The organism is Nonomuraea sp. NPDC051941 (assembly GCF_044593615.1).
Genome location: NZ_JBIUCF010000003.1, coordinates 182,693 through 209,346, shown reverse-complemented (window position 1 = coordinate 209,346; position 26,654 = coordinate 182,693). Strand labels below are relative to the sequence as shown.

Sequence of the window (26,654 nt, the reverse complement as noted above, 5' to 3'; positions counted from 1 at the left end):
TCCCACAACACCCGTTAAAACGGACGTATTCCACTAAAGGGTGTGACTCACCCCACAATGTCCTTGATCAGCTCAATCAGCCGCACCCGCTCCTCGTGCGTCCTGCCGAGCGGCGCCACGTTCAGCGTGGTCACCCCGGACTCCTTCATCGCCTGGACGCGGTCGCGCACGAACCCCTCGCTGCCGATCAGCGACATGCTCTCCAGCAGCTCGCCGGGCACCAGGGCGGCCGCCTCGTCCTTCTTGCCCTCGAGGTAGAGATCCTGGATCCGCTCGGCCTCCTTCTCGTAGCCGTAGCGCCGGGCCAGGTCGTTGTAGAAGTTGCGGCCCTTGGCGCCCATGCCGCCGATGTAGAGGGCCGCCATCGGCCGCCCGAACTCCAGCAGCCCGGCCACGTCGTCGCCGACCGCCAGGGACGCCTGCGCGATCACGTCCAGCTCGCCCAGCTCGGGGTCGCGCTTCTCCTTGCCGGCGGCCAGCGACCGGCCCCACACGTCGGCGGCCTTCTCGGGCACGTAGAAGATCGGCTCCCAGCCCTCGGCCAGCTCGGCGGCGAGCTCGACGTTCTTGGGCCCGATGGCGGCGATCACGATCGGGATGCGGGGCCGTACCGGGTGGTTGATGAGCTTCAGCGCCTTGCCCAGGCCCGTGCCCTGGTCGGGCGGGAGCGGCAGCGTGTAGTGCTTGCCCTCGTGCACCAGGCGCTCGCGCCGCCACACCTGGCGGCAGATCTCGATGACCTCCCTGGTACGCCCGAGCGGCGCCGTGTACGGCACCCCGTGGAAGCCCTCGATCACCTGCGGCCCCGACGCGCCGAGGCCGAGCGTGAAGCGCCCGTCGGAGACGTAGTCCAGGCCCGCGGCCGTCATGGCCAGCAGCGTCGGCGTGCGGGAGTAGATCGGCAGGATGCCGGAGGCGATCTCCAGGCGCTCGGTCCTGGCCGCGATGTACCCCATCTGGCTGACGGCGTCGAAGCTGTAGGCCTCGGCCACGAAGACGATGTCGAGCCCGGCCTTCTCGTAGTCCGCCAGCTCGGCCACCGTCTCCTTGAAGCCGCCCGAGTAGTTGAGTGCCATACCGATGCGCATGCCGGGCTCCCGATGAAACCGAATGATATTCCGTTGCGACGCGAACAGGCTATCGCGTCGGCGTGGCGGGCAGGGAGCCACTAGCCTGGATCAGGTGCTGAGTCGGCTGGTCGTCATCGTGTCCGCCGTGGTCGCCGTGGCCATGGCCGGACACCAGCTGATTCCTGCGCTCGGCGGGTTCACGCCGGTGATGGAGAGTCTGCTGCCCTGGCTGGGGGTGACCGTCCCGCTGCTGCTCCTGGCCGCCGCGCTGGCACGCTCCAGGGCGGCCGTGATCGCGGCGCTGGTGCCCGGGGTGGTGTGGGCGGCGATGTTCGGCTCCACGCTGCTGCGCACGCCGCCGGGCGGCCCGAGCGACCTGGCCGTCGGCACGGTCAACGTGGGCGTGACCAACAACGCCTCGGGCGAGGCCGTCCGCATGATCGCTAAGGACCTCGACCTGCTGGCCGCCCAGGAGCTGACCAGCGGCGGCCCCGCGGCCAAACAGCTCAACAAGATGTTCAAGTACCACTATCCGGTCAGCACGGTCGGCCTGTGGAGCCGCTACCCGATCAGCGAGACCAAGCCGCTCGACATCGGCCTGGGCTGGCCGCGGGCGCTGCGCGCGGTGGTCGCCACCCCCAAGGGCAAGGTGACCGTCTACGTCATGCACCTGGCCTCGGCCCGGCCCGGGGAGACCGCGTCGCGCGACGTCTCTCTCGCGCACGCGCGACAGCTCATCGACGACGACCCGAGCAAGCGCATCCTGCTGCTCGGCGACCTCAACACCGCCACCACCGACCGCGGCATGCGGGGGCTGACCCCGCCGCTGAGCGACGCGCAGATCGTGGCGGGCGACGGGTTCGGGTTCACCTGGCCGTCCGAGTTCCCGATCACCCGGCCCGACCACATCCTGTTCAAGGGCATGACGGCGACCAAGGCGGGCGTCGCCCCCGCGACCGGCAGCGACCACCGCGCCGCCATCGCCTCACTGCGACTCTAGGTGCGGCTCCAGCAGCCGCAGGTCCTGGGGCGTGTCGATGTCGGCCGGGTCCCCGTGCTCGTCGCACGGCACCTCGGTGACCAGCTCGGGGTGCGCCTTCATGAACGGCCGCGCCCCCACGTCCCCCACGGCCAGTTCCGCCACCTCGGCGAAGTGCTCGCGGGCGATCAGCACCGGGTTCCTGCGCCTCCCCTCGTAGGTGGCGACCGCCAGCCCGGCGCCCGAGGCGATCAGCGCCCGTACCGCGCCCGGGCCGATGAACGGCTGGTCGACCAGCGCGATCACCACGGACTCGGCCCCCTGCGGCAGCGCGGCGAGCCCGACCCGCAGGGACGAGCCCATGCCGGACGCCCAGTCCGGGTTGCGCACGGTCACCGCGCCGCGCACCTGCACGGTGGCCGCGCCGAGCACGACCACGACGGGGTGGCAGCCGCCCTCCTCCAGCAGCCGCACGCCGCGGTCGACCAGGCGCTCGCCCGCGTACTCGACCAGCGCCTTGGGCGTGCCCAGCCGGGCGCCCTCCCCCGCGGCCAGCAGCAGCCCGGCCACCTTCGCGCTCTTCATGCGCCCTCGTGGTGGATGCGGCCCTCGGTGCTGGACAGCGGGCGGCCCGAGCCGCCCCAGCGGAGCTGGATCAGCTCGGCGGCGATCGACACGGCCGTCTCCTCGGGGGTACGCGCGCCGAGGTCGAGCCCGATGGGCGAGCGCAGCCTGGCCAGCTCGGCGTCGGTGAGCCCGGATTCGCGCAGCCGGGCGAGCCGGTCCTCGTGGGTGCGGCGCGAGCCCATGGCGCCCACGTACCCGGCGTCGGTGCGCAGGGCCACCTCCAGCAGCGGCACGTCGAACTTGGGGTCGTGGGTGAGCACGCAGATCACCGTGCGCTGGTCCACCTGGACGGAGGACAGGTAGTCGTGGGGCCACTTGACCACGACCTCGTCGGCGTCGGGGAAGCGCTTGGCGGTGGCGAAGATCGGGCGCGCGTCGCAGACCGTGACGTGGTAGCCGAGGAACTTGCCCACCCTGGCCACCGCCGCCGCGAAGTCGATCGCCCCGAACACCAGCATGCGCGGCGGCGGCGCGAACGACTGCACGAACACCGCCAGGTCGTCCAGGCGCCGCTCACCCTCGCCGCCGTAGTGCCTGATGCCGGTCAGGCCCTGGGCGAGCATGCCGCGCGCGTCGTCGTCCACGGCCTCGTCGAGCCGGTCGAGCCCGAGCGTGCCGGACGAGCGGTCCGGCCAGACGACCCGGCGGGCGCCGATCTGGCCGGGGCCGGAGACGATGGTGGCGACGGCCACCGGCTCGTGCGCGTCCACGGACATCGCGATCTCCCCCAGCTCGGGGAAGGTCTCGATCGAGATCGGCTCGACGAGGATGTCGATGATGCCGCCGCAGGTGAGCCCGACCGCGAACGCGTCGTCGTCGCTCACGCCGTACCGCTGCAGGACGGCCTCGTCGACCTCGGCGGCCAGCTCGAACACCGCGCCCTCGACGCACCCGCCGGACACGCTGCCGACCACCTCGTCGCCGCGCACCGCCATGGCCGCGCCCGGCGGCCTGGGCGCGCTGCTGAACGTGCTCACCACCGTCGCCAGCCCGAACTTGAGCCCCGACCTCCACCACCTCATGATCTCCGGCAGCACGTCACGCATGGGCCAGCCTTTCGCTGAGTCGCTCGTAGGCGGCCAGGCTGTGCCCGGCCACCAGGTCGTCCACGTACGGCAGGGCGGCCCGCATACCGCCCGTGAGAGGCTGGTAGTCCTCATACCCCTTGTGCGGGTTGACCCAGATCACCCGGTGCGCCTGCCTGGCCAGCCTGGCCATCTGCGCCCCCAGCAGAGCGGGGTCGCCGCGCTCCCACCCGTCCGAGGCGATCACGGCGGTCGCCCCGCGCGCGCTGTAGCGGGACAGGTACTCCTTGAGCTCGTCGCCCAGCCGGGTCCCGCCGCTCCAGTCGGGGATGGTCTTGGAGACCTCGTTCAGGGCGGTGCCGGGGTCGCGGTGGCGCAGCTCGGCGGTGATCGGGGTGAGCCTGGTGCCGACCGAGTAGACCTTGGTGGCCCGGGGCTCGCTCCTGACCAGCGCGTGGGCGAAGCGCAGCAGGGTCTCGGCGTACGGAGCCATCGAGCCGCTGACGTCCACGAACAGGACGACGGTGCGCGGACGGGTGGTGTGCCTCTTGTGCCGGAGCCGGGCGATGTCGCCCTTCCTGAGCGCGTCGCGGATGGTGCGGCGCGGGTCGAGCACGCCCCGGTGGGCGCCCTCGAAGCGGCGCGAGCGCCGTCGTTCGCGGCCGCACCTCAGCATGGCCAGCATCCGGTGCACCTCGGCCCGCTCGGCCTCGGTCAGCCGGGCCACGTCGCGGTGCCGCAGCACCTCGGCCCGGCCCGCCGTCGCGGGCGCGGCCGTCCCCTCGTCGCCGCCGTCCGCCTCGCCGCGCGTCTCGGCCGCCAGGTGCCTGGTGACGCTGGTCGTGCTCGTACGGGCGACGCTCGCCCGTACGCCGCCGAAATACGCGGCGAAGCACCGGTCGTAGCGGGGCAGGTCGTCGGGTGTGGCGCAGAGCGTGAGCCGCCCGGCCCAGTAGACCTCGCCGGAGTCGGCCACGTCGAGGTGGTCGAGCGCCCTGAGCATGTTCTGGGTCCGCTCGTGGTCGGCGGCGACCCCGGCCGCACGCAGCGTCCTGGCGAACGCCGTCATCGTGGCGACCAGCTCATCCATGGGGCAGCAGCCCGTTGCCGAGCACGTTCGAGACGTCCTCCCGGTATTTCAGGGCCGCCCCCAGGGTGGCCGCGGCCAGGGCAGGATCGAACTCCTTGGCTCCCAGCGTCAGCAGCGCCTCGGTCCAGTCGAGCGTCTCGGCCACGCCCGGTGGCTTGACCAGGTCCGCCTGCCGCAGCCGCTCGGCCGCCCGCGCCACCTGCACGGCCAGCGTCTCGGTGCAGCCGGGCAGCCGGCGCAGCAGGATGGCGACCTCGCGGTCGAAGCTGGGGTGTTCGAGCCAGTGGTAGAGGCAGCGCCGCTTGAGCGCGTCGTGCACCTCGCGCGTCCTGTTGGAGGTGACCACGACCACCGGCGGCTTCGTGGCCTTGACGGTCCCGAGCTCGGGGATGGAGATCGTGAAGTCGGAGAGCACCTCGAGCAGGAACGCCTCGAACTCGTCGTCGGCCCGGTCGATCTCGTCCACGAGCAGCACGCTCGGCTGCGTCTCGATGGCCTTGAGCAGGGGCCGCGCGATCAGGAACCGCCTGTCGTAGATCTCCCCCTCCAGCCGGCCCACGTCGGTGACGCCCGCGGCCTCCGCGGCCTTCAGGTGGAGCAGCTGGCGCGCGAAGTCCCAGTCGTACAGCGCCTGGGCGGCGTCCAGCCCCTCGTAGCACTGGAGCCTGATGAGCGGCGCCTTGAGCAGCGTCGCCAGCGTCTTGGCGAGCTCGGTCTTGCCGACCCCCGCCTCTCCTTCGAGGAAGAGTGGCCGGCCCATCCTCAACGCCAGGAAGGCCGCCGTGGCCAGCCCTTCGTCGGCCAGGTAGGCGTGCCGGTCGAGGAGCTCGATGAGCTTGGCCGGCGACTCGATGTCCATTGCCCTGATTGTCCGCCGCAGCACTCCTTCAGGCTACGTCGACACCCGGTCCGGCGATATTCGCCCGCCGACCATGACACGGGGTCGTCGACCGGCTACTTCTCGCGAGCCTCGCCGCGCTCCCGGATCAGGGCCTCCAGCTCGGCCGTGGCCCGGACGGCGCGGGCCTTCTCCGAGCCCTGGATGCCCATGGCCCCGATGGTGCGCCCATCGGAGGTGTCGATCTTCGGCCAGGGGTCGCCCACCAGCAGCGTGACCTCCAGGATCTCCGGCCACGAGTAGCGGTGGGTGCGGGCGGCGTTGACGATGGTGACACCCTCGTCGTCCGCCTCCACCCGCACCCGCCCCAGCATGTGCAGCACGAACGCCACCGCGCATCCGAACGCCACGATCGCCAGCCGGTCGGGCAGCTTGAACGGCTCGGCGATGAAGACCGCCATGATCACCGACCCGAGCACGATCACGGCGGCGGAGCCGTACGCGACGATCCGCGGCCTGCTGGGACGCCAGGTGACGGGCAGGGGCGGTGGAGTGATCGGCTCGGGCACGAAGGAAACCTACCGCAGGCTAGTGGAGGTCCCGCAGGAGGAGGGCGGTCTCCAGCGCGGCGACGGCAGACTCGTACCCCTTGTCCTCCTTGCTGCCCGGCAGGCCCGACCGATCGAGGGCCTGGTCCAGGGTCTCGCACGTGAGGACGCCGTTGCCGACGGGCGTCTCCTCGTCCAGCGAGATCCGGGTCAGGCCCGCGGTCACCGAGTCGCAGACGTAGTCGAAATGGGCGGTCTCACCCTTGATGACCGCGCCCAGCGCCACCACCGCGTCGCAGCGGCGGGCCAGCGCCTGGGCGACCACCGGGATCTCCAGCGAGCCCGGCACCCGCACCACGGTCGCCGTGGCGCCGCTGTCGTCGCAGGCCTGAAGAGCCCGCGCCACCAGCTGATCGGTGATCTTGGCGTGCCAGCTGGCCGCCACCACCCCCACGCTCAGCCCCGAGGCGTCGGGAGCCGCGACGCCCGGCCTGCCTTCGCCGCTCATGCGGCCTCCTCCGTCGGCCGCATGAGCGGCACCCGGCTGTGTCTGATTGGTCGCTCGCTACGCTCGCTCACGATGCCTCCGAGATGTGATGGCCGAGGCGGTCGCGCTTGGCCGTGAGGTAACGCTCGTTGTGCGGGTTCATGGCCACGGGCAGGGGCTCGCGGCCGAGGACCTTGATGCCGTACCCGTCCATGCCCTTGAGCTTGGCCGGGTTGTTGGTGAGCAGCCGCACCGACCTGACACCGAGGTCGGCCAGGATCTGCCCCGCGTTGGAGAACTCCCGCGCGTCCACCGGCAGCCCCAGCTCCACGTTGGCGTCGACGGTGTCGCTGCCGTTGTCCTGCAGGTTGTACGCCTTGAGCTTGGCCAGCAGGCCGATGCCCCGGCCCTCGTGGCCGCGCAGGTAGACGACCACGCCGCGGCCCTCCTGGGCGATGGCCGACATCGCGTTGCCGAGCTGCACCCCGCAGTCGCAGCGCAGCGAGCCGAACACGTCGCCGGTCAGGCACTCGGAGTGGGCCCGGACCAGGATGTTCTCGCCGTCAGACAGGTCGCCGAAGACGAGCGCGACGTGCTCGCCGCCGTCGAGCGCGCTGGCGTAGCCGTAGACCCGCCACATTCCGTACGCGTTCGGCAGCCGCGTCTCGGCCACCCTCGTGACCATGCTCTCGGCCCGGCGGCGGTAGTCGACGAGATCCTCGATGGAGACCAGCGCCAGGTCGTGCTCGTCGGCGAAGCGGCGCAGCTCGGGCAGCCTGGCCATGGTGCCGTCGTCGTTGACCACCTCGGCCAGCGCGCCCGCGGCCGACAGGCCGGCGAGCCGGGCCAGGTCCACGGCCGCCTCGGTGTGGCCGCGCCTGGCCAGCACGCCGCCCTCGTGGTAGCGCAGCGGGAAGACGTGCCCGGGGCGCACCAGCTCGTTGGGCTCGGTCGCGGAGTCGGCGAGCGTGCGGATGGTCTGCGCCCGGTCGGCCGCGGAGATGCCCGTGGTGACACCGTCGCGGGCGTCCACGGTGATCGTGTACGCCGTGCGCATGCGCTCCTTGTTGTGCACCACCATGAGGGGCAGCCCGAGCCGGTCGAGCTCCTTGCCCTCCATGGCCACGCAGATCATCCCGCTGGTGTGCCTGATCGTGAACGTGCACAGATCCACCGTGGCCTTGGCCGCGGCGAAGATGAGGTCGCCCTCGTTCTCCCTGCTCTCGTCGTCGACCACGACGACGGGCCGGCCGTTGCGGATGTCGTCGATGGCCCGCTCGATGGGGTCCAGCTTGATGTCGCTCATCGCGCCACCGCCACGCCGACCTCGGCCGCCCGGTATTCACGCAGCCACTTCACGAACCCGATCACCACCAGAACGAAGAAGATCCCGTACACCCACCCGGAGACCACCAGCCCCGAGCTGAACGCCAGCGGCACGCCCACCAGGTCGACGGCCACCCACACGATCCAGAAGTCCACCAGCGCCCGGCCCTGCGCCCAGGTGGCCATCGCGCTGCCGACGAAGATGTAGGCGTCGGCGGCCACCAGGAAGGCGCCCTTCGGCAGCGGCACCTGCGCGCCCCACGACAGGCCGGTGACGAAGAACAGCAGGCCGACCAGGGCCGTGCCCAGCAGCATCCCGCCGATCAGCAGCGACCGCTCCCACCACGCGGCGGGGCGGACGCGCAGTTGCTTGCCGTCCTGCGTGCCTCTCCGCCACGCCCACCAGCCGTAGACCGCCAGGCCCGCGAACAGGGCCTGCTTGAGCGCGTTCCCGGTGATGTGCGCGTTGATCGAGGCGATGAACAACAGCACCGAACCGGCGAACTGCACCGGCCAGGTCCACATCGACTTGCGCATGGCGAGCAGGACCGTCGACAGGGCGGCGATGTTGCCGATCAGGTCCGTCCAGAGCACATGGGTGCCGAATACATCGAATCCGGCGTCGGCCCAGTTCACTGCCTGACCACCAGCCTTTCCACATACTTCGCGATCACGTCGACCTCGATGTTCACGGTGTCGCCCACCTGGCGCTCGCCCATGGTCGTGAGCTTGAGCGTGGTGGGGATGAGGCTCACACCGAAGCTGTCGTCGTCAACCGTGGTCACCGTCAGACTGATTCCGTCGATCGCGATCGAGCCCTTCTCCGCCACGTACGGGCTCAGCGCCTCGGGGAGCGAGAACCGCACGTCGTCCCAGCTCTCGCCGGGTTCCCTGGACAGCAGCACGGCGGTGCCGTCCACGTGGCCCTGCACGATGTGGCCGCCGAGGCGCTGGTCGGCGCGTACGGCCCGCTCCAGGTTCACGGGGGAGCCCTGCTTCAGCCCGCCGAGGGAGCTGCGGTCGAGCGACTCCCTCATCACGTCCACGGTGAACACGCCGTCCTCGACCTCGACGACGGTGAGGCACACGCCGTTGACCGCGATCGAGTCGCCGTGCTTGGCGTCGGAGGTGACGACCGGGCCGCGCACCGACAGCACGGCCCCGCCGCCCGCCTGGTCGATGGCCACCACTTCGCCCTTTTCCTCAATGATTCCGGTGAACATCACTGCTCCCTGCCTGGTTGGGTGGCAGGCCGGGCGATCAACCGCACATCCGGCCCTATGGGGGAAATTTCGTCAAAAGTCAGGCGGTGCATCTCGCCGATCGTCCCCACCCCGGCCGCGCCGAGCGCGGCCCGCCCGGAGCCGAGCAACGCGGGGGCCAGGTACGCGACCACGCGATCCACCAGGCCCCGCCGCAGGAACTCCCCGGCGAGCGTGGGGCCGCCCTCCAGGAACACGCTGACGACCTCGCGCGCGGCCAGCTCCTTGAGGAGGGCTTCGAGGTCGAGACCGCGGCCGTCGCGGGGAAGGCGGAGGAGGTCGGCCTTGAGCCCGGTGTCGGTGTCCTCTGCGATGGCGACGAGCGTGGGGGCGCTGTCGTCGAGCACCCGGGCGTCCTGCGGCGTCCTGCCCCGCGTGTCGACCACGACCCGCAACGGCCGCCTGCCCGCTTCCCCGCCTCCCGCCCCTCCGCCGGGACGCGTCTCCGATACGGGGGCCACCCGGCCGACGCGCGCCTCCGACCCGCGACCGACCGACGCGGGACCGGCCGAGGTGGGGTCGTTTGTGGGGCCGGGGCGGGCCGTGAGATGGGGGTCGTCGGCGAGGACGGTGCCGATCCCGGCGACGATCGCGCCCGCGGCGGCCCGCAGCCGGTGCACGTCCCCCCTGGCCTCCGGCGAGGTGATCCACTGGCTGGTCCCGTCCTCGGCCGCCGACCGCCCGTCGAGCGTGGCCGCGAACTTCCAGGTCACGTGCGAGCGCCCGAGCCGCGCGTACGTCAGCCACTCCTCGTTGACCCGCTCCGCCTCGGCGCCCAGCACCCCGGACGTCACCGAGATCCCGTGCGCCCGCAGCCGGGCAGCGCCGCCGGCCGCCTTGGGGTTGGGGTCCGGCACCGCGATCACCACCCGCGCGACCCCCGCCGCCAGCAGCGCCAGGCTGCACGGCCCCGTCCGGCCGGTGTGGTCGCAGGGCTCGAGGGTCACGTACGCGGTGCCGCCCCGCGCCCGCTCCCCCGCCTGCGCCAGCGCCACGACCTCGGCGTGCGGCCCGCCCGCGTACGCGTGGAAGCCCTCGCCCGCCACCCGGCCGCCGGCGTCGAGCACGACGCAGCCCACGACGGGGTTGGGGCTGGTGGTGCCGTGTCCGTGCCCGGCCAGTTCGACGGCGCGCGCCATGTGCGCGGCGTCCTGCGCGGGTATCTCCACCCCGGGGTACTCCTACTCGCCAGTAGCTCCAAGCCACGGCGGGCCCCGGGGGATTTCGGCCCTGATCCTGCTGTGCATCAGGGCAGGCGCCCGGCTGGGACACCGGACACCTCGCGCGCTTCCTCCCATCCGGACTTTAACCGTCGGTCCCGGAATTTCACCAGGTCAACCGGCCGATGGCATCGGCCGGGTCGCGGACTTTAACCGCCGGTTCGGAATTACACCGACCCCGGAGCACGCTAGCTCTCTTGGCTACCAGTGTGCCATGCCCGAATTGCCCTGCGCGACCGGCCCGGCATATTTGACCAAGCGCTAGGTCAAGCGGCCATGAGCCGGCGCGCCCGCCGGGCGGCGGGGCTGTAGAGGACGTCCCCCGGGACCAGGCCGATCCCGGTCTGCAGGGTGCGCAGGGTCGCCGTGGCCCACAGGTCGCCGACGGGAGTGGCGGGCAGCCCGTACAGCCGTCTCGCCCAGCGCGGCAGCGTGGCGAACGACAGCAGCGTCAGCGCGGGCAGCGCGGGCTTGAGCGGGGTCAGCATGCGCGGGAGCGGGGCGTTCAGCGACAGGCGCAGCGGGTGGGCCGCCTCGGGGACGAACCGCAGCCCCGGCCGCGCGGCGTCGATGTAGTCGCGCAACTCGGCCACCGACCCCGGAACGTCCTCCGCCTTCAGCCCCACCACCTCGGCCGCCCGCCGCCACTCCGCGACGAACGCGTCGGCCTCGGCGTCCGTCAGCCGCACCCCGGCCCGCCGGGCGACCGACAGGTAGGAGTCGACCTCGCCGACGTGGACCCAGCGCAGGGCGTCCGGCTCGTCCAGGTGGAAGGTGACGCCGGTGTCGGGGTCGTAGGCGGTCAGGTTCTTGTGGATCTTGCGGACGCGCCGCCCCGCCCGTTCGACCTCGGCATCGGTCCCGTACGTACGCACGCGTACGAACTCGGTGGTCCGCACGAACCGCGACCAGGCCTCATGGGGATCCATGAGCGCGGAGTTCTGCAGCACCCCGCGCATCGCCCGCGGATGCAGACCCTGCATCAGCAGCGCCCGGATGCCGCCCACCAGCAGGATCGGCTCGCCCATCACCCGCCACGTCACCGAGCGGGGCCCGAAGATCCCATGGTCGCCCATAAGTGAATGGTTACCCAGGCGATGGGTGATTTATGCGCTTTTGAGGGTGGCGGCGGCCCGGAGAGCGTCAACGGCGGCGCTCGGGTCGGAGGCGCCGTAGACGGCGCTGCCCGCCACGAACACGTCGGCGCCCGCGTCCGCGCACCGCTCGATCGTGCCCGCGTCGACTCCCCCGTCGACCTGCAGCCAGACCCGCCCGCCGTGCCGCTCGATCAGCTGCCGCGCCCGCCGGACCTTGGACAGCACCCCGTCAAGGAACTTCTGCCCGCCGAACCCCGGCTCCACGGTCATCAGCAGCAGCATGTCGACCTCGGCCAGCAGGTCTTCGTACGGCTCGACGGGCGTGGCCGGGTTGAGCGCGAGACCGGCCCTGGCGCCGAGCGAGCGGATCTCGCGCAGCGTCCTGATCGGCCCCTTGGCCGCCTCGGCGTGGATGGTCACGCTGCCCGCCCCGGCCTCCGCGTACTGCGGCGCCCAACGGTCGGGGTCGTCGATCATGAGATGGCAGTCGAGCGGCGTCGGGGTCGCCTTGCGCAACGCCTCGACCACGGGCAACCCGATGGTGAGGTTGGGCACGAAGTGGTAGTCCATGACGTCGACGTGCAGCCAGTCGGCATTGGGCACGGCGGCGGCCTCGTCGGCGAGCCTGGCGAAGTCGGCGGCGAGGATGCTGGGCGAGATCTGTACGGCCATGATTCGGCAAGTCTATTGACTACTCCCCGCGCCGAAGCACGGGGATTCCAGCGGTCGCCCGCTGTGGTTCCTGCTTCACCGGCGGTTGCACCCCGGAGGACCCGGCGTGTCTGACACCACCTTCACAGGCAGACACGGCAAGACCTGCCGCCAGGATGTTCTTGGCCGCGTTGATGTCCCGATCGTGCCGGGAGCGGCAGCCCGGGCACGTCCAGTGCCGGGTGGAAAGGCTCAGCTCCTCGAGCACATACCCGCAGCCCGAGCATGTCTTGGTCGAGGGGTACCAGCGGTCGACCGCGATCAGATGGCGGCCGCACCGGGCCGCTTTGTACTCCAGCATGCGGCGGAACTCACGCCAACCGCAATCGGAGATCGCCTTGGCCAGGCTCCGGTTGCGGATCATGTTCTTGACGGCAAGGTCCTCGATCACGATCACGTCGTTGTCGCGGACCAGCCGTGTGGAAGTCCGGTGCAGAAAATCGGCGCGGGCGTTGCGCACCTTGCGGTGGGCGCGGGCGATCTTGGTCTTGGCCTTGGCCCGGTTATTCGACCCACGCTGTTTGCGGGCCATCCTGCGCTGATAGCGAGCCAGGCTACGGGCCTTGCGTTCCAGGAAGCGCGGGTTTGCGATCCGGTCCCCATCACTGGTTACGACGAAGTCCTTCACACCCATGTCGACGCCCACCGCGTGCAGGGGTGGTGAGAACTGCTCGTCATCGCCTCTCGTACTGTCGTCGCTTCGGGTGTCGGCGGCGATGGAGACGTACCAGCGTCCGTCCGGGTCTCGAGAGACGGTCACCGTGGTCGGATTGATCGCGGCGGGGTCGATGTGCGGCCAGGACCACACGAACTCCAGCGGACCATCCATCTTGCCCAGGTGCAATCGCCCATCGCGCCAGCGGAACGCCGAGCGGGTGTAAGTGGCCGACTGCTTACCCGACCGGGACTTGAACCGTGGGTAGCGGGCACGTCCGGCGAAGAAGTTCACGAACGCCGCGTACTGATGCCTGAGCACCTGCTGCAACGGCACCGACGACACCTCGTAGAGGAAGCCGTGCTCAGCGTCGCGCTTGAGCTCGGTCAGATATCGATCGGTCTGGGCGTAGGAGGTCTTCCGGCCTTCGGTGTGGTAACGCGCCTGGCGCCAGGCCAAGACCTTGTTCCATACCAGGCGCACACAACCGAACGTGCGGGTCAGCACTGCGGCCTGTTCGGGGGTGGGATAAGCCCGCACCTTGTAGGCCGTACGCACGCTCGCATCTTATTTCGAATCAGGCCGATCCGTAGGCGAACGGAGAGGTCTGCATGCGCTTCACGCGGGAGATCGGTCCCGGCTTCGCTCACTTTGCTGGAGACACTCGCTCGAAGCAATGAGCCCCCTGCTCTGCCACAGGCAGGGGGCCACGTCGTGGCTCGGCCCGCATCCGGGCGGAGCCCCGCCCGGCGATCGGATCACGCCTGGGAACGCTTGCGGAGCAGGGCCAGGAACATGGCGTCGGTGCCGTGCCGGTGCGGCCAGAACTGGACGTGCGGGCCGTCGCCCAGGTCGTCGGCCTCGGGCAGGTAGGCGCGGGCGTCGAGCTGTTCGACGTCGTCCCGGCGCGCCACCACGTCCCCGACCACGACCCGGGTCTCGGCCAGGTGCGGGGAGCACGTGACGTACGCCACGACACCGCCGGGGCGTACGGCGTCCAGCGCGGTGCCGAGCAGCCGCCGCTGCAGCTTGCCCAGCTCGGCGATCCCGTGCGGATCCCGCCGCCAGCGCGCCTCCGGCCGCCGCCGCAGCGCTCCCAGACCGGTGCAGGGGGCGTCGAGCATCACTCGGTCGAACACCCCGGGCCGCCACGCGGGCTCGGTGCCGTCCGCCGTGAGCACGGTCGCGTCCCTGGTCGTCTGCCAGACCAGCCGCGCCCGGTGCTGCTGCAGGTCGGCCGCCACCAACCGGGCGCCCCCGGGGAAGGCCGTCGGGCCGGTGCCGGCGGACGGGGCGTGGGCGCGGTCCCTGGCCTCCTTGCTCAGCCCCGCGAGGTCCCCATGGGTGGCGATGGCGTCGAGCAGGCCCGCCTTGCCGCCGGGGCCCGCGCACATGTCGAGCCACAGCTCGTCGCCGGCCCCCTCCAGGGGGACGCGGGTCAGGGCGAGCGCCACCAGCTGGCTGGCCTCGTCCTGGACGGCGGCGCGGGTCTCGGCCACGGCCTCGATCTGGCCGGGATCGCCCTCGCGCAGGTAGGCCGCGTACGGCGAATAGCGGGCGGGGAGGGCGCCCACGGCCTCGAGCTCCTCCACCGAGCTGCGCCCCGGCCGCGCCACCAGCGTCACCAGGGGGCGGGCGTTGTCGGCGTCGAGCAGGTCGGGCATCTCGTCGGGCCCGCCGAGCGCGTCGCGGAAGGCGGAGACGATCCAGCGGGGGTGGCCGTAGGCGATCGCCAGATGGCCGACCGGGTCGTCGGCCGGGTCGGGCGCGACGATGGGCACCCACTCTTCGAGCGTCCTGGAGCCGATCTTGCGGAGCACCGCGTTGACGAACTTGGCCGCCCCGGCGCCGATGCGCAGGCGTACGAGATCGACGGTGGTGCCGACGGCCGCGTGCGGCGGGACGCGCATGCGCAACAGCTGGTGCGCGCCCAGCCGCAGCGCGTCGCGCACGTCCGGGTCGGGCACGCGGTCGCTGCACATCTCGATGACGGCGTCGTAGGTGCCGAGCCCGCGCAGCGTCCCGTAGGCGAGCTCGGTCGCCAGCGCCGCGTCGCGCCCCCTGATGCCACGATCGCGAAGGAGCCGTGGCAGCAGCAGGTTGGCGTACGCGTCGCGCTCGTCGACCGCGCGTACGACGTCGAAGGCCGCGTTGCGGGCGTGGTCGCGCGCCGGCCTCGGCGGCCTGCGCGTCCCGCCGCCCCTGCCTCCGGCGCCCTGGTCCCCCCTCGTCCTCATCCCCTCAGACTTCCCTCACGCCTCGTGCACCGGCCCGCCGGATCACTTGAAGATCTCTTTACTCTCCGGGCGAACCCCGCGGGCCCACTCCACGGCCCCCATGAGCCGCTTGCCCTGCGGCTGCACCTCACCCAGCTCCACCGCGTCGGTGGCCGTCCCGACCAGCACCCTCGCCTTGGAGGCGGCGATCTCGCCCTCGGGCAGCCGCTCGCCGGGCACCATCCGCACGGGCCCCAGCTTCACCCGCTGCCCCCGGAACTCGCTCCACGCCCCGGGCGCCGGGCTGCAGGCCCGGATCCGGCGGTCGACGTGCATGGCGGGCTTGGTCCAGTCGATCCGGGCGTCGACCACCGTGATCTTGGGGGCGATGGTCACGCCTTCGGCGGGCTGCGGCCGGGCCTCCAGGCTGCCGTCCTCGACGCCGTCGAGGGTGGCGGCCAGCAGCCCCGCCCCCGACACCGACAGCCGCTCCAGCAGCGACCCGCTGGTGTCGTCCGGGCGGATCTCCTCGGTCACCACGCCGTAGACGGGCCCGGCGTCCAGCTCCTTGACGATCTGGAACGTCGTGGCCCCGCCGATCTCGTCGCCGTGCAGGATCGAGTGCTGCACGGGGGCGGCCCCGCGCCAGGCGGGCAGGATCGAGAAGTGCAGGTTGATCCACCCTTGGCGGGGGATGTCCAGCGCCGACTGCGGCAGCAGGGCCCCGTACGCGACCACCGGGCAGCAGTCGGGCTCCAGCGCGCGCAGCCGGTCGAGGAACTCCGGGTCGCCGGCCTTGGCCGGGCGGAGCACTTCGATGCCCGCCTCCTCCGCGAGCTCGGCCACCGGCGAGGGGTGGACCTTGCGCCCGCGCCCGGACTGGGCGTCGGGGCGGGTGACGACCGCGACGACCTCGTGGCGCGGCGAGTCGATCAGGGCGCGCAGCGACGGCAGCGCCGTCTCCGGCGTGCCCGCGAAGACGAGACGCATGCTCTCAGAGCGCCCTTCCGCCGGTGGCGTGCGGCGAGACCTTGATCACAGGGGCGGACAGGCCGCTCCACTCGGCCTCGCGCACGGCCTTCATGGCCAGCTTGCGCTGCTTGGGGTCCATGCGGTCGATGAACAGGATGCCGTCGAGGTGGTCGGTCTCGTGCTGGAAGCAGCGGGCCATCAGGTCGGTGCCCTCCAGCGTGACGGGCTCGCCGTGCATGTTGAAGCCCTTGGCGACGGCGCGGATGGCGCGCGGCGTCGGGTAGGACAGGCCGGGGAAGGACAGGCAGCCCTCCTCGCCCTCCTCGTCCAGCTCCGAGGACAGGTCGAGGTCGGGGTTGATCACGTGGCCGAGCTGCTCGTCCACGTAGTAGGTGAACACCCGCAGCCCGACCCCGATCTGCGGGGCCGCCAGGCCGGCGCCCGGCGCGTCCATCATCGTGTCGGTGAGGTCTTTGACCAGCTTGCGGAGCTCCTTGTCGAAGTCGACGACCGGGGCCGCCGGGGTGCGCAGCACCGGGTCTCCGAACAGCCGGATCGACTGGATCGCCAAGGGGGTTACTCCGTTTCTCGTCTGTGGATCAACCCAGTTTAGTGCTCTCCAGGGAGCGCGCCTTCATCGCCGCCTTGCGCGCCGCCTTGACCACGGCCTGGTCGTCGTGGGCGGAGGCCAGCATGTCGAGCACGGCGATCGTGTCGGGGTGGTCCACCGCGGTCATCTCGCCGACCAGCTTGATCAGGTCCTCACCCGGCTCGGGCGTGTCGAGCCGGCCCGCGGCCGGGCCCGACAGGTGCATGAGGGCGGCCAGGGAGTCGACCGCGATCCAGGTGTGGTCCTCGGGGCTGAGCGTGGGCGCCTCGAGGTCGCGGATGTGCAGCCAGGAGGCGGCGTAGCGGCGCATCAGCGGATTTCCGAGCGCCTGCCTGACGGGCCCCTCGGCCTCCGGTCCCAGCTCCTCGAGGATGGCGCCGACCGCGCCGCGCTGCCCGGCGGTGCCGGACGCGGCGATCTCGATCAGGTCGCGGGCCGCGGACTCCGGCTCGCGGCGCTCCAGCCACCCGGCGACGGCGCTCTGCGTGGCCGAACCCTTGACCAGCTCCGCCACCAGCTCGGCCGCCGACAGGTCGGCGAACACCTCCACCTCGGCCGCCGTCGGCGCGTCGTGGCCCTCGCGCAGCAGGTCGCGGCGGATGGCCCAGACGCCGAGCGGGGTGAGCGCGGTGCGGCCGGCCGCGGTCTGCTCGACGAGCCCGCAGTACGTCAGCAGCGACAGCGCCTCCAGCAGCTCGGCGGGCAGCGCCGCGGCCAGCCGGCGCATCTCGACCGGGCCGGGCGCGCAGGCGACCTCGTGGGACTGGAGGATGCCCCTGGCGAGGTTGGCGGTCGCCACGCCGGAGCGCACGGAGTAGATCGTGGCGAGCATCTCGGCCAGGTGGCCGTCGACCACGGCGGAGCCCGTCAGGCCCTCGTCGGCGCGGTCGAGCACGTCCATGACCACGCCGTCCCAGAACTCCAGGATGGCCTCCACCGTGAGCTGCATCGACAGCGGCCCTCGCGAAACGCGGCCGCCGAGGATCTGCAGCAGCCCGGTGTTGACGGCGACGATCCAGATCAGGCGCAGCCGGGCGGCGGGCAGGCCGAGCTCCCGGGCGGCGGCCTCGGCGTCCGACTCGCTCAGGTGCCCCTGCGGGGTGACCTGGCGGCTGCCCGTCCACGTGGTGAGCCTGATGGCGTCGGCGACGATCGGCACCCCGGGCACCGCCGCGGCCAGCTCGGCGTCGGGCGCGAGCAGGACCGGCGGGAACGTCAGCGCTTCGTGCTCCACGGGAGTCTCCTCAGGAGGCCGTGGGGGCACGGCGGCCTGCTCATCGATCAGCTTGCGCAGCTCGGCGAGGTCGAAGACGTTGTTTGCCACCCACGAAACTTACTGCACAGGAGTCACATGGGCGTACTTAACGGATGGCGCGGGACCGGGCTTTGAAGGCCGCCTTGCGTGCCGCCTTCGCGACCGTGCCGTCGGGGATGGAGCGTCCCAGCAGCTCCAGGACCTCGACGACGTCGGGGTGGTCGACCCGCCACATCTCCTCGATCATATGGGCGGGCGGGCCCGAGGCGGCCATGTTCTCGGCGAAGATCTCGGGATCCTCCTCGGCCGCGGGCATCGCGAGCGCCAGCATGTCGACGCTGACCCAGAGCAGCTCCTCCTGGGTGAGCTGGGGCGCGGGCAGCCCTCTGGCGGCCAGCCAGTGGATGGCGTGCGGGCGCAGCTCCTGGTCGTCGAGGTGGTCGCGGACCTGGCTCTCGGCCTCGGCGCCCAGCCGGTCGACGATGGTGATCGCGATGCCGCGGGCCACGGCGGGCGCGCCGGAGGCGGCGGCCAGCAGCTCGGCGGCGGCCTCGCCGGAGGCCCGGCCGCTCAGCCAGCGGCTGATGTCCTGCTCGGCGAGCTCGGCGGGCACGCCGTCGAGCAGCCCTTCGATGAGCCCGAGCGCGTCGGCCTCGGCCAGGTCGGGGGCCTCGGGCGCGTCGAGGTCGAGCGACAGGTAGTGCTCGCGCAGCCCCCAGACGGCCAGCGGGGTGAGCTCCGCGGTGTCGTCCGTGACCTGGATCATGCCGCACCACGACAGCCGGTCGAGCGTGCCGGCCAGGTCGGCCTCGCCGTCCTCGGCGATCTCGTCGAGGTAGTCGCCGATCACGGTGACGGGCACCCGCACCTGAAGCCGGTAGAGCATGTCGAACAGGTCGTAATGGCCCTCGTGCCGCTCGACCAGGTCGGCGACGCGCGCCGCCCAGGTCTCCAGCGGGTCGCCGGTGTCGGGCAGCGGGTCCTCGGCCAGCAGGGGCACGCTCTCCAGCGCCGCGACGAGGTCCTCCCGCGCGGCCAGCCGGGCCGCGGGCAGCGGGGTGCATCCGGGACAGTCGCAGGGCGCCTCGCCCAGGTCGGGCACCTCGCCGGAGGGGATGGCGACCGCCTGCTCGAGCGACTCGGGGCCGATGGAGCTGAAGAGGCTCTTGGCCATGCCGAAGTTCGCGGGGTCGGCGAGGGCCTCGGGCATGCGCGGCGCGATGTCGTCGAGCCTGTGGCGCATGAGCACCGCCGTCTGCTCGGGGACCGCGCCCGCCTCGCTGAGGTAGTCGACGAAGGTGCGGGCGGCGGCGACGGTCTCCGGAGCGCTCTCCGGCGGGGCGATGACCTTGCGCGGGTAGATGGACAGCAGCAGCTCGTCGAAGGTCTCCGGGCTGAAATCGCCCAGTTCGTTGACGTTGAGATAGTCGCTGGCGTAGTCGCAGAGCAGGCGGACCTCGTCCGCGTCCACCTCGACTTCCCGCGCGTGCCCCCAAGCGCGCAGGTCGTCGATGGCCTGGTTCACCCATTCGATCGACACATGGGCACGCTAACGGCTGGCCTTCAGATGAGCGAATCGGGGAAATGGTCTAAATCAGGTCGAGGGGGTCGACACTCACCTTCACGACATCGGGCGTCTTACGCGCCGCACGCACCCCACTGGCCCCTTTGAGCGCGGCTGCCAGGGCCGCCCCACCGGACCTCCGTACCCGGATCATGGCGCGTTCCTGGCCGGCCTCGTCCACGGGGACGGGGCCGAGCACCTCGGCGTCGGGCGGCAGGCGTACCTCGTCGAGCATCTGCCTGACCGCGCTCGCCACGCCGGTGAGCGTGGCCATCCGCACCGCCGGCGGGAAACCCAGCTCGGCGCGCTCGCCCAGCTCGCGCTCGGCGTGGGTGACGGGGTCCCACCTCAGCAGGGCCTGAACGGCGGGCAGCGCGGCGTCGCCGAGCACCACCAGCTCGGCGGCTGGGCGGAGCAGGGCGGCGGCGTTCATCCACCTGCGCACCGCCTCCTCGCCCGCCCTCAGATCGGCCCTGCCCAGGAGCGCCCAGCCGTCGAGCAGCACGGCCGCCGCGTAGCCGCCCTCCGCCACGGGCTCCGCGCCCGGCGTGGCGACGACCAGCGCGCGGGTGGCGGGGACGGTGGCCAGGACGCCGTCGCGGCCCGACGTGCGCACCGGCACGGAGGGGAAGGCCCTGCCGAGCTCCTCCGCGGTGCGCCGGGCGCCGGTGACCACGGCGCGGAGCCTGGGGCTGCCGCAGGACGAGCAGCGCCAGTCGGCGTCCACCCGGCCGCACCAGCGGCAGTAGGGGGCCGCGTGGCCGCCTCGGAGGGCGAGCGGCCCGTGGCACAGGTGACCGGCCTCCGCCGGGGCCTCCGGCATCGGGAAGGCCGTGCCGGCGTGCGGGTCCGGCGGCACCGCCGTCCTCCGCGTGGGGGGCCGTGTGGGGGGCAGGGCGCAACGGGCGGGAGTACGGCAGTGCCGGCAGGCCAGGGCGGGCAGGTAGCCGCGCCTGGGCACCTGCACCAGCACGGGCCCGCTGTCCAGGCCGTGACGCAGGGCCCGCCAGGCGAGGCTGGGCAGCCTGGCCTGGCGGGCCGCCTGGTCCTTGGCCAGCTCGGCGTCCTCTCCCGCGGGGCGCACCCGGGGGCCCAGGCCCCTGATCATCGTGCGGGCGGCCACGATCGGCCTGGCCCAGCCGGAGGCGACGAGCTGGGTGGCCTCGGCCGTGCGCGCGTATCCGCCGATGAGCATCGCGGCGCCGGTCCTGTGGGCGCGCAGGCCGAGAACCTCGCGGGCGTGCGGATACGGCGCCAGGCGCTCGGCGTGAAGGTCGTCACCGTCGTCCCAGATGGCCACCAGGCCGAGATCGGCGACGGGGGCGAACATCGCGGCCCTGGTGCCGACGACGGCCCGCACCTGGCCTCTCAGCACCTTCAGCCACCGGCGGTAGCGCTCGGCCGGGCCGAGGTCGGCGGTGAGCGCCACGTGCCTGCCCGGCCCCAGCACCCGGGCGAACTCACCGTCGGCCAGCGCCACGTCCTTCCCGTCGGGCACCACGACGACCGCTCCCCTGCCACCGTCCAGCGTCGCCCGCACGGCCTCGGCCGTCGCCCCCGCCCATCCCCTGGCGCCCGGCAGGGCGGACCACACGGCGCGGGGCGCGCGCCCGTCGCGCAGCGCGCCGAGGAAGGAGGGGCCGGTCGGGTACGCGTTCCATGCGCTTTCGGTCTGGGACGGCTCCGCGGGCGGCAGGTCCTGCTTGGCGGGCTCTTCCGACTCGGCCTTGGCGTGGCGGGGCGGGACGGCCAGACGGAGCACGTCGGTCAGGGTGCCCGCGTACCGGTCGGCGACCGCCCTGGCCAGCCCGGCGATCTCGGGGGTGAGCACGCGTTCGGGGGACACCACGCGTTCGAGCGGCATGAGCCTGCCGTCGTGGTCGCTCTCGTCCGCCCGTTCCAGCAGGAACCCGTCGACCAGCTTGCCCGCGAACCGCACCCGCACCCGCACGCCCGGCCCGGCCGTCTCATGCATGGAGTCGGGCACCAGGTAGTCGAAGGGGCGGTCGAGGTGCGGCAGCGGGCTGTCCACCGCGACCCTCGCCACGGGGCGCTCAGGGGCGGGCGCGGGGGCCCCTTTGGTGTCCTTCGACGACGCTGGGGGCCGCACGGCGTCGAGCGGCAGAAGGGCGTCGTCGGAGTCGGTCACGCATAACGTCTACCAGACCGTTCGCCGTGACCGAGCGAGAGCGGAACGGTTGCCGGGGCCACTTGCCCCCAGCGGTTACGGGCACGCCGGAAGGCCGCGTCAACCCAGGTGGGCCGGTCGTCGAGCACGCCGCGCGTCCCCGGACCTCAAGGCCGCGAGGGCCGCCTTCCGGAGCCGCGCCGGCTCCGGGGCGCGCCTGACACGCCCAGAGGCGCCGCACACCAAGGCGGCGCCCCTTGAGCTCGGACGGCGTGGGTCAGAGACCGGCGGCGGTGCGCAGGGCCTCGGCGCGGTCCGTGGACTCCCAGGAGAAGCCCTCACGGCCGAAGTGGCCGTAGGCGGCGGTCTCCGAGTAGATCGGGCGCAGCAGGTCGAGGTCGCGGATGATGGCGGCCGGGCGCAGGTCGAAGACCTGGAGGACGGCGTCCTGGATCTTCTCGACCGGCAGCTTCTCGGTGCCGAAGCACTCCACGAACAGACCCACCGGCTGCGCCTTGCCGATCGCGTACGCGACCTGGACCTCGCACCGGTCGGCCAGGCCGGCGGCGACGACGTTCTTGGCCACCCAGCGCATGGCGTAGGCCGCCGAGCGGTCGACCTTGGACGGGTCCTTGCCGGAGAAGGCGCCGCCACCGTGGCGGGCCATGCCGCCGTAGGTGTCGATGATGATCTTGCGGCCGGTCAGGCCGGCGTCGCCCATCGGGCCGCCGATCTCGAAGCGGCCGGTCGGGTTGACCAGCAGGCGGTAGCCCTCGGTGTCGAGGTCGAGGCCGGCCAGCACGGGGTCGACCACGTGCTCCTTGATGTCCGGCGTCAGCATCTCCTTCAGGTCGATCTCCGCCGCGTGCTGCGTGGAGACCACCACCGTGTCGAGGCGGACGGGCGTGTCGCCGTCGTACTCGATCGTCACCTGTGTCTTGCCGTCGGGACGGAGGTAGGGCACCGTGCCGCTCTTGCGCACCTCCGACAACCGCTGCGCCAGCCGGTGGGCCAGGGTGATCGGCAGCGGCATGAGCTCGGGGGTGTCGCGGCAGGCATAGCCGAACATGAGGCCCTGGTCGCCCGCGCCCTGGCGGTCCAGCTCGTCCTCGGCCTGGTCGACCCGGCTCTCGTAGGCGTCGTTGACGCCCTGGGCGATGTCGGGGGACTGGGCGCCGATGGACACCGACACGCCGCACGAAGCGCCGTCGAAGCCCTTGTGGGAGGCGTCGTAGCCGATCTCGAGGATCTTCTCCCGGATGAGGGCCGGGATGTCGATGTAGGTCTCGGTGGTGACCTCGCCTGCGACATGGACCTGGCCGGTAGTGATCAGCGTCTCGACCGCGACCCGGCTCTTGGGGTCGTCCTTGAGCATGGCGTCGAGAATCGCGTCACTGATCTGGTCAGCGATCTTGTCCGGGTGGCCTTCGGTGACCGACTCGGAGGTGAACAGGCGACGTGACAACTCAGTGGCTCCTCATGCAGCGGCTGCTGACGGATTTAAGGCCCGGGACGCATAGGCATACCTGGGCCTCGCCGAAGTCTAGCCCCACCCGGCGCCAGGGCGCGAAACCGTCCGCGCTCCTGTTTCCGTCACAGCTCGGGCAGGGGGTCGGGCGGCAGGGTCTCCGGCGCGAAGATCTCCGCGTCGGCGGCCGCCACCACCGCGGCGTACTCCTCATCGAACTCGAACACCATGGAGTCCAGCTCGATGACCGGTCCGGGCAGGATGGGGCCGAGCCTGGTGTGTCGCGGGAACTCCGCGAACACCGCGACCGGCCGATCGCTCCTGAGCGTCCTGGTGGCCAGCACCGATATCGAGGAAGCGGTGACCACGATCAGGAAATTCCCCGTCCCGCCCGGTCCCGCCGACACCGCCGGAAAGACGTAGCGGATCTCCCCCTGGTCGCCGAGCAATGTTCTACAACGGTCTCTGACAGCAGAACCCACCGGCATTCCATCCCCCTTCGCCCCAAGTATCCGCAGGCGACAGGGGTGTAGCAATAGGTGATCGGGTAATCGCTCTTGCACGATTTGAACGGTCCAATACCGGGTACGAGCACCGGATACGCACATCCCGGCAGGGCCGGGGCCACGCTAGGGAAGGCGGGCCGCCACGAGGTCCCACACGACGTCGGCGAGGGCCTCCTTGGGCCCGAACGGCACCTCGACCGGGTCGCCGCCCGCCACCAGCACGGTGGCCGCGTTGTCGGGCGTGCCGAACGCCAGCCCCTCCCCCACCTGGTTGACGACCAGCAGGTCGCACCCCTTGCGGGCGAGTTTGGCCTGGCCGTTGGCGAGCACGTCGTGCGTCTCGGCGGCGAACCCGACGATCACCTCGGGGTACGCCCCACGCTCCCGGCGCGGCACGACATCACCCGGCTCAAGCCCGGCGACGACAGGATCCGGATCCGCGGCGGCCGGGAGGGGCTGGGCCGCGTCTGCGTGGCGCGTTTGCGCGGCGCGGGCCTCGCGGCGGAGGGTGCCGAGCTCGGCGAGGATGTCGGGATTCTTGGCCAGGAAGATCGGCTCCGGCTCGCCGTCCGTCTTCTTGATCTTCGCCTCGTGCCGCGTGGCGGGCCGGAAGTCGGCCACCGCGGCGGCCATGACCACCGCGTCGGCGTCGGCCGCGGCGGCGAGCACCGCATCGCGCAGCTCGGACGCCGACTCCACCCGTACGATCTTGGCCCCGGCGGGGTCGGGCAGCGTGACATTGGCCGCCACCAGCGTCACCTCGGCCCCCCGGGCGGCCGCCGTGCGCGCCAGCGCGTAGCCCTGCCGCCCCGAGGAGCGGTTGCCGAGGTAGCGGACCGGGTCGATCGCCTCCCGCGTGCCTCCGGCGGAGACGACGACCTTGCGCCCGGCCAGGTCGCGGGGCCGGCCGCGCAGCACCCGCAGGCAGACCTCGAAGATCTCCGCGGGGTCGGGCAGGCGCCCGGGGCCGGTGTCGGCGCCGGTGAGGCGCCCGACGGCGGGGTCGATCACGACGGCGCCCCGCTCGCGCAGCGTCTCGACGTTGGCGCGGGTGGCGGGGTGCTGCCACATCTCGGTGTGCATCGCGGGCGCGAACACGACCGGGCAGGTGGCCGTCAGCAGCGTGTTGGTGAGCAGGTCGCCGGCCAGCCCGTGGGCCGCCCTGGCGAGCACGTCGGCGGTCGCGGGCGCCACCACGACGAGATCGGCCTGCTTGCCGATCCGCACGTGGGGCACCTCGTGAACGTCGTCCCAGACCTCGGCGGACACGGGGTTGCCGGACAGGGCGGCCCAGGTGGGCGCGCCCACGAACTTCAGCGCCTCGCGGGTCGGCACGACCCGCACCTCGTGCCCCGACTCGGTGAACAGGCGCAGCAGCTCGCAAGCCTTGTACGCGGCGATGCCGCCGCTGACGCCCAGGACGACCTTCATCGAAGGAGTCAGACCGCGCCTTCGATGGGCTCGGCGTTGAGCAGGCCCTCGGAGACCTCGCGCAGCGCGATGGACAGCGGCTTCTCCTGCGCGTGCGTCTCGACCAGCGGGCCGACGTACTCCAGCAGGCCCTCGCCGAGCTGGGAGTAGTAAGCGTTGATCTGGCGGGCGCGCTTGGCGCCCATGATCACCAGGGAGTACTTGCTGTCGACGATGTCGAGCAGCGCGTCGATCGGCGGGTTGGTGATGCCCTCCGCGGCCGGGGTGGTGCCTGCCACGATTGTCAGACCTCTCGGTTGGTGGTTGTCGTGACCCCCTGAGGGTCAGTCATCAAGGCTATCAGCCGGCGGCACACGTCTTGGACACTTGTGTTCACGAGTGTCAAGTCGAACTCCTGCTCCGCGGCCATCTCGACCCGCCCTGCCTCCAGGCGGCGCGCGATGACGTCCTCGGGCTCGGTGCCACGGCCACGCAGCCGCTTCTCCAGCTCCTCCCAGGTGGGCGGGGCCAGGAACACCAGCAGGGCCTCGGGCATGCTCCTGCGCACCTGCCTGGCGCCTTCGAGGTCGATTTCGAGCAGGGTGGGGACCCCGTCGGCGAGCTTCTTCAGCACCGGCTCGCGCGGCGTGCCGTAGCGGTTTCCCGCGAACTCCGCCCACTCGAGCAGCTCCCCGGCCGTCACCAGCCGGTCGAACTCCTCGCCGTCGACGAAGTAGTAGTGGACCCCGTTCACCTCACCGGGACGGGGCCTCCTGGTGGTCACCGAGACCGACAGCCACACCGCGGGGTGTGCCCGCCGGAGCTCGGCGACGACCGTGGACTTTCCGACGCCCGACGGCCCTGAAAGGACCGTCAGCCGCCGTTCGCTCAAGGGCAAGAATCCGACCTCCGCGCCGGGCCCGAATGCCTCGTAGGCACTGACTTCGCCGGACCAGGACCTGTCGGTCACTTTCCTACCCCCCGTTGAACCTGCGCTTTCTTGTGGAACAGAGATTAGCTCTCGTTGCCACCGAACTCGCGCTCGAGGGAGGCCCTCTGGTTCGCGCCGAGACCCCGCACGCGGCGGGACTCGGCGATGGCAAGCCGCTCCATGAGCTGCTTGGCGCGGACCTTGCCGACGCCGGGGAGCGATTCCAACAGAGCCGACACCTTCATCTTGCCGATGACGTCGTCGGTCTGCCCATCCTTGAGCACCTCAGCCAGAGAAACCGCGCCATGCTTGAGCCGGTTCTTGACCTCGGCACGCTCTTTACGGGCCTTGGCAGCCTTCTCCAGGGCTGCGGCGCGCTGCTCAGGGGTCAGTGGAGGAAGAGCCACGCCGGGTCACCTCGAATTTCTGTCGATGTACTCGGACGGGAAGGGAAACTAGCTGGTCATCGCCCCCTAAGCAACGTCAAGCGCCGTTTCTCTCCTCACAAAATCCACTTCATCACTCTGCGTGATCGTAAAATCACATTGTGCTGATCAAATCGCCCTCACTTCCCGGTTCGCGCGTCGGCCCGCGACGGTGTCGCGAAACGCAACGATGATCGCATTCCAGCCATCCACCGATGTCCGAAACCCCGCCCA

Annotated in this window: 27 protein-coding genes and 1 riboswitch; of the genes, 1 reads left to right on the top strand and 26 read right to left on the bottom strand. The window is 71.9% G+C overall.

Annotated features, from left to right (window positions below; all coding sequences use genetic code 11):
- Positions 1 to 47: 47 nt before the first annotated feature.
- Positions 48 to 1,088 (bottom strand): LLM class F420-dependent oxidoreductase, encoded by a 1,041-nt coding sequence (locus tag ACIHFD_RS07480; RefSeq protein ID WP_397366024.1) that lies wholly within the window; start codon positions 1,086 to 1,088, stop codon positions 48 to 50.
- 94 nt (positions 1,089 to 1,182) lie between these two features.
- Here ACIHFD_RS07480 and ACIHFD_RS07475 point away from each other — a divergent pair, with 94 nt between their 5' ends.
- Positions 1,183 to 2,070: an endonuclease/exonuclease/phosphatase family protein gene (locus ACIHFD_RS07475; RefSeq protein ID WP_397366023.1), complete on the top strand. Its 888-nt coding sequence runs from the start codon at positions 1,183 to 1,185 to the stop codon at positions 2,068 to 2,070.
- On the opposite strand, the gene ACIHFD_RS07470 is transcribed toward ACIHFD_RS07475, so the two are convergent.
- The 25 genes from ACIHFD_RS07470 to mihF form a co-directional block, all read right to left on the bottom strand.
- A complete protein-coding gene (locus ACIHFD_RS07470; RefSeq protein ID WP_397366022.1) occupies positions 2,056 to 2,634 on the bottom strand; it encodes an NTP transferase domain-containing protein in 579 nt (192 codons plus the stop codon). The genes ACIHFD_RS07475 and ACIHFD_RS07470 overlap by 15 nt on opposite strands.
- Positions 2,631 to 3,722 carry an XdhC family protein gene (locus tag ACIHFD_RS07465; RefSeq protein WP_397366021.1) on the bottom strand — a complete coding sequence of 364 codons (1,092 nt, stop codon included), beginning with the start codon at positions 3,720 to 3,722 and terminating at the stop codon, positions 2,631 to 2,633. The genes ACIHFD_RS07470 and ACIHFD_RS07465 overlap by 4 nt, the downstream gene beginning before the upstream one ends.
- Positions 3,715 to 4,791 carry a VWA domain-containing protein gene (locus ACIHFD_RS07460; RefSeq protein ID WP_397366020.1) on the bottom strand — a complete coding sequence of 359 codons (1,077 nt, stop codon included), beginning with the start codon at positions 4,789 to 4,791 and terminating at the stop codon, positions 3,715 to 3,717. The genes ACIHFD_RS07465 and ACIHFD_RS07460 overlap by 8 nt, the downstream gene beginning before the upstream one ends.
- Positions 4,784 to 5,650, bottom strand: a complete 867-nt coding sequence (locus ACIHFD_RS07455) for an AAA family ATPase (RefSeq protein WP_397366019.1) — start codon at positions 5,648 to 5,650, stop codon at positions 4,784 to 4,786. Before ACIHFD_RS07455 ends, ACIHFD_RS07460 begins: the two co-directional genes overlap by 8 nt.
- A gap of 95 nt (positions 5,651 to 5,745) precedes the next feature.
- A complete protein-coding gene (locus tag ACIHFD_RS07450) occupies positions 5,746 to 6,198 on the bottom strand; it encodes a PH domain-containing protein (RefSeq protein ID WP_397366018.1) in 453 nt (150 codons plus the stop codon).
- Positions 6,199 to 6,217: 19 nt separating this feature from the next.
- The gene (gene ribH, locus ACIHFD_RS07445) at positions 6,218 to 6,685 is read right to left on the bottom strand and encodes a 6,7-dimethyl-8-ribityllumazine synthase (protein WP_192792225.1); all 468 of its coding nucleotides are present in this window, start codon (positions 6,683 to 6,685) and stop codon (positions 6,218 to 6,220) included.
- Positions 6,686 to 6,752: 67 nt separating this feature from the next.
- On the bottom strand, positions 6,753 to 7,970 hold the full coding sequence (locus ACIHFD_RS07440; RefSeq protein ID WP_355191694.1) for a bifunctional 3,4-dihydroxy-2-butanone-4-phosphate synthase/GTP cyclohydrolase II: 1,218 nt from the start codon (positions 7,968 to 7,970) through the stop codon (positions 6,753 to 6,755).
- Complete coding sequence (locus ACIHFD_RS07435; RefSeq protein ID WP_350729123.1) at positions 7,967 to 8,626, bottom strand: nicotinamide mononucleotide transporter family protein; 660 nt, start codon at positions 8,624 to 8,626, stop codon at positions 7,967 to 7,969. Before ACIHFD_RS07435 ends, ACIHFD_RS07440 begins: the two co-directional genes overlap by 4 nt.
- Entirely contained in the window at positions 8,623 to 9,213 is a 591-nt protein-coding gene (locus ACIHFD_RS07430) for a riboflavin synthase (RefSeq protein WP_397366016.1), read from the bottom strand. The genes ACIHFD_RS07435 and ACIHFD_RS07430 overlap by 4 nt, the downstream gene beginning before the upstream one ends.
- Positions 9,213 to 10,421, bottom strand: a complete 1,209-nt coding sequence (gene ribD / locus ACIHFD_RS07425) for a bifunctional diaminohydroxyphosphoribosylaminopyrimidine deaminase/5-amino-6-(5-phosphoribosylamino)uracil reductase RibD (protein WP_397366015.1) — start codon at positions 10,419 to 10,421, stop codon at positions 9,213 to 9,215. The genes ACIHFD_RS07430 and ribD overlap by 1 nt, the downstream gene beginning before the upstream one ends.
- 111 nt (positions 10,422 to 10,532) lie before the next feature.
- A riboswitch (FMN riboswitch) is annotated at positions 10,533 to 10,663 on the bottom strand.
- A gap of 75 nt (positions 10,664 to 10,738) precedes the next feature.
- Positions 10,739 to 11,548, bottom strand: coding sequence for an oxygenase MpaB family protein (locus tag ACIHFD_RS07420; protein WP_363963646.1), 810 nt, complete (start codon positions 11,546 to 11,548; stop codon positions 10,739 to 10,741).
- Positions 11,549 to 11,578: 30 nt separating this feature from the next.
- Positions 11,579 to 12,241: a ribulose-phosphate 3-epimerase gene (gene rpe, locus ACIHFD_RS07415; RefSeq protein ID WP_355191686.1), complete on the bottom strand. Its 663-nt coding sequence runs from the start codon at positions 12,239 to 12,241 to the stop codon at positions 11,579 to 11,581.
- A gap of 19 nt (positions 12,242 to 12,260) precedes the next feature.
- Positions 12,261 to 13,493: an RNA-guided endonuclease InsQ/TnpB family protein gene (locus ACIHFD_RS07410; RefSeq protein ID WP_397366014.1), complete on the bottom strand. Its 1,233-nt coding sequence runs from the start codon at positions 13,491 to 13,493 to the stop codon at positions 12,261 to 12,263.
- Positions 13,494 to 13,693: 200 nt separating this feature from the next.
- Entirely contained in the window at positions 13,694 to 15,172 is a 1,479-nt protein-coding gene (locus ACIHFD_RS07405) for an RsmB/NOP family class I SAM-dependent RNA methyltransferase (protein ID WP_397366013.1), read from the bottom strand.
- Between the two features lie 42 nt (positions 15,173 to 15,214).
- Entirely contained in the window at positions 15,215 to 16,141 is a 927-nt protein-coding gene (fmt, locus tag ACIHFD_RS07400) for a methionyl-tRNA formyltransferase (RefSeq protein WP_363963641.1), read from the bottom strand.
- Between the two features lie 4 nt (positions 16,142 to 16,145).
- A complete protein-coding gene (gene def / locus ACIHFD_RS07395) occupies positions 16,146 to 16,694 on the bottom strand; it encodes a peptide deformylase (protein ID WP_350729109.1) in 549 nt (182 codons plus the stop codon).
- 28 nt (positions 16,695 to 16,722) lie between these two features.
- Positions 16,723 to 18,057, bottom strand: coding sequence for a hypothetical protein (locus ACIHFD_RS07390; protein WP_397366012.1), 1,335 nt, complete (start codon positions 18,055 to 18,057; stop codon positions 16,723 to 16,725).
- A 37-nt stretch (positions 18,058 to 18,094) separates the two neighbouring features.
- Entirely contained in the window at positions 18,095 to 19,528 is a 1,434-nt protein-coding gene (locus ACIHFD_RS07385) for a hypothetical protein (protein WP_397366011.1), read from the bottom strand.
- Between the two features lie 49 nt (positions 19,529 to 19,577).
- Positions 19,578 to 21,701 carry a primosomal protein N' gene (locus ACIHFD_RS07380; protein ID WP_397366010.1) on the bottom strand — a complete coding sequence of 708 codons (2,124 nt, stop codon included), beginning with the start codon at positions 21,699 to 21,701 and terminating at the stop codon, positions 19,578 to 19,580.
- Positions 21,702 to 21,957: 256 nt separating this feature from the next.
- Complete coding sequence (gene metK / locus ACIHFD_RS07375) at positions 21,958 to 23,145, bottom strand: methionine adenosyltransferase (protein WP_397366009.1); 1,188 nt, start codon at positions 23,143 to 23,145, stop codon at positions 21,958 to 21,960.
- A 128-nt stretch (positions 23,146 to 23,273) separates the two neighbouring features.
- The gene (locus tag ACIHFD_RS07370) at positions 23,274 to 23,597 is read right to left on the bottom strand and encodes a hypothetical protein (protein ID WP_350729099.1); all 324 of its coding nucleotides are present in this window, start codon (positions 23,595 to 23,597) and stop codon (positions 23,274 to 23,276) included.
- Between the two features lie 180 nt (positions 23,598 to 23,777).
- On the bottom strand, positions 23,778 to 25,085 hold the full coding sequence (coaBC, locus tag ACIHFD_RS07365) for a bifunctional phosphopantothenoylcysteine decarboxylase/phosphopantothenate--cysteine ligase CoaBC (RefSeq protein ID WP_397366008.1): 1,308 nt from the start codon (positions 25,083 to 25,085) through the stop codon (positions 23,778 to 23,780).
- A gap of 8 nt (positions 25,086 to 25,093) precedes the next feature.
- Positions 25,094 to 25,363 (bottom strand): DNA-directed RNA polymerase subunit omega, encoded by a 270-nt coding sequence (gene rpoZ / locus ACIHFD_RS07360; protein ID WP_043638590.1) that lies wholly within the window; start codon positions 25,361 to 25,363, stop codon positions 25,094 to 25,096.
- Between the two features lie 5 nt (positions 25,364 to 25,368).
- Positions 25,369 to 25,962, bottom strand: a complete 594-nt coding sequence (gene gmk / locus ACIHFD_RS07355; RefSeq protein ID WP_185072975.1) for a guanylate kinase — start codon at positions 25,960 to 25,962, stop codon at positions 25,369 to 25,371.
- 116 nt (positions 25,963 to 26,078) lie between these two features.
- On the bottom strand, positions 26,079 to 26,402 hold the full coding sequence (gene mihF / locus ACIHFD_RS07350; RefSeq protein ID WP_020541698.1) for an integration host factor, actinobacterial type: 324 nt from the start codon (positions 26,400 to 26,402) through the stop codon (positions 26,079 to 26,081).
- Positions 26,403 to 26,654 lie beyond the last annotated feature (252 nt).

Excerpts from the sequence above, each read along its gene's own strand:
- coaBC (WP_397366008.1), bottom strand. The coding sequence starts at position 25,085 with ATGAAGGTCGTCCTGGGCGTCAGCGGCGGCATCGCCGCGTACAAGGCT.
- ACIHFD_RS07420 (WP_363963646.1), bottom strand. The coding sequence starts at position 11,548 with ATGGGCGACCATGGGATCTTCGGGCCCCGCTCGGTGACGTGGCGGGTG.
- ACIHFD_RS07470 (WP_397366022.1), bottom strand. The coding sequence starts at position 2,634 with ATGAAGAGCGCGAAGGTGGCCGGGCTGCTGCTGGCCGCGGGGGAGGGC.
- ACIHFD_RS07405 (WP_397366013.1), bottom strand. The coding sequence starts at position 15,172 with ATGAGGACGAGGGGGGACCAGGGCGCCGGAGGCAGGGGCGGCGGGACG.
- ACIHFD_RS07465 (WP_397366021.1), bottom strand. The coding sequence starts at position 3,722 with ATGCGTGACGTGCTGCCGGAGATCATGAGGTGGTGGAGGTCGGGGCTC.
- rpe (WP_355191686.1), bottom strand. The coding sequence starts at position 12,241 with ATGGCCGTACAGATCTCGCCCAGCATCCTCGCCGCCGACTTCGCCAGG.
- ACIHFD_RS07480 (WP_397366024.1), bottom strand. The coding sequence starts at position 1,088 with ATGCGCATCGGTATGGCACTCAACTACTCGGGCGGCTTCAAGGAGACG.
- ACIHFD_RS07460 (WP_397366020.1), bottom strand. The coding sequence starts at position 4,791 with ATGGATGAGCTGGTCGCCACGATGACGGCGTTCGCCAGGACGCTGCGT.
- ACIHFD_RS07440 (WP_355191694.1), bottom strand. The coding sequence starts at position 7,970 with ATGAGCGACATCAAGCTGGACCCCATCGAGCGGGCCATCGACGACATC.
- ribH (WP_192792225.1), bottom strand. The coding sequence starts at position 6,685 with ATGAGCGGCGAAGGCAGGCCGGGCGTCGCGGCTCCCGACGCCTCGGGG.
- fmt (WP_363963641.1), bottom strand. The coding sequence starts at position 16,141 with ATGCGTCTCGTCTTCGCGGGCACGCCGGAGACGGCGCTGCCGTCGCTG.
- ACIHFD_RS07455 (WP_397366019.1), bottom strand. The coding sequence starts at position 5,650 with ATGGACATCGAGTCGCCGGCCAAGCTCATCGAGCTCCTCGACCGGCAC.
- ACIHFD_RS07430 (WP_397366016.1), bottom strand. The coding sequence starts at position 9,213 with ATGTTCACCGGAATCATTGAGGAAAAGGGCGAAGTGGTGGCCATCGAC.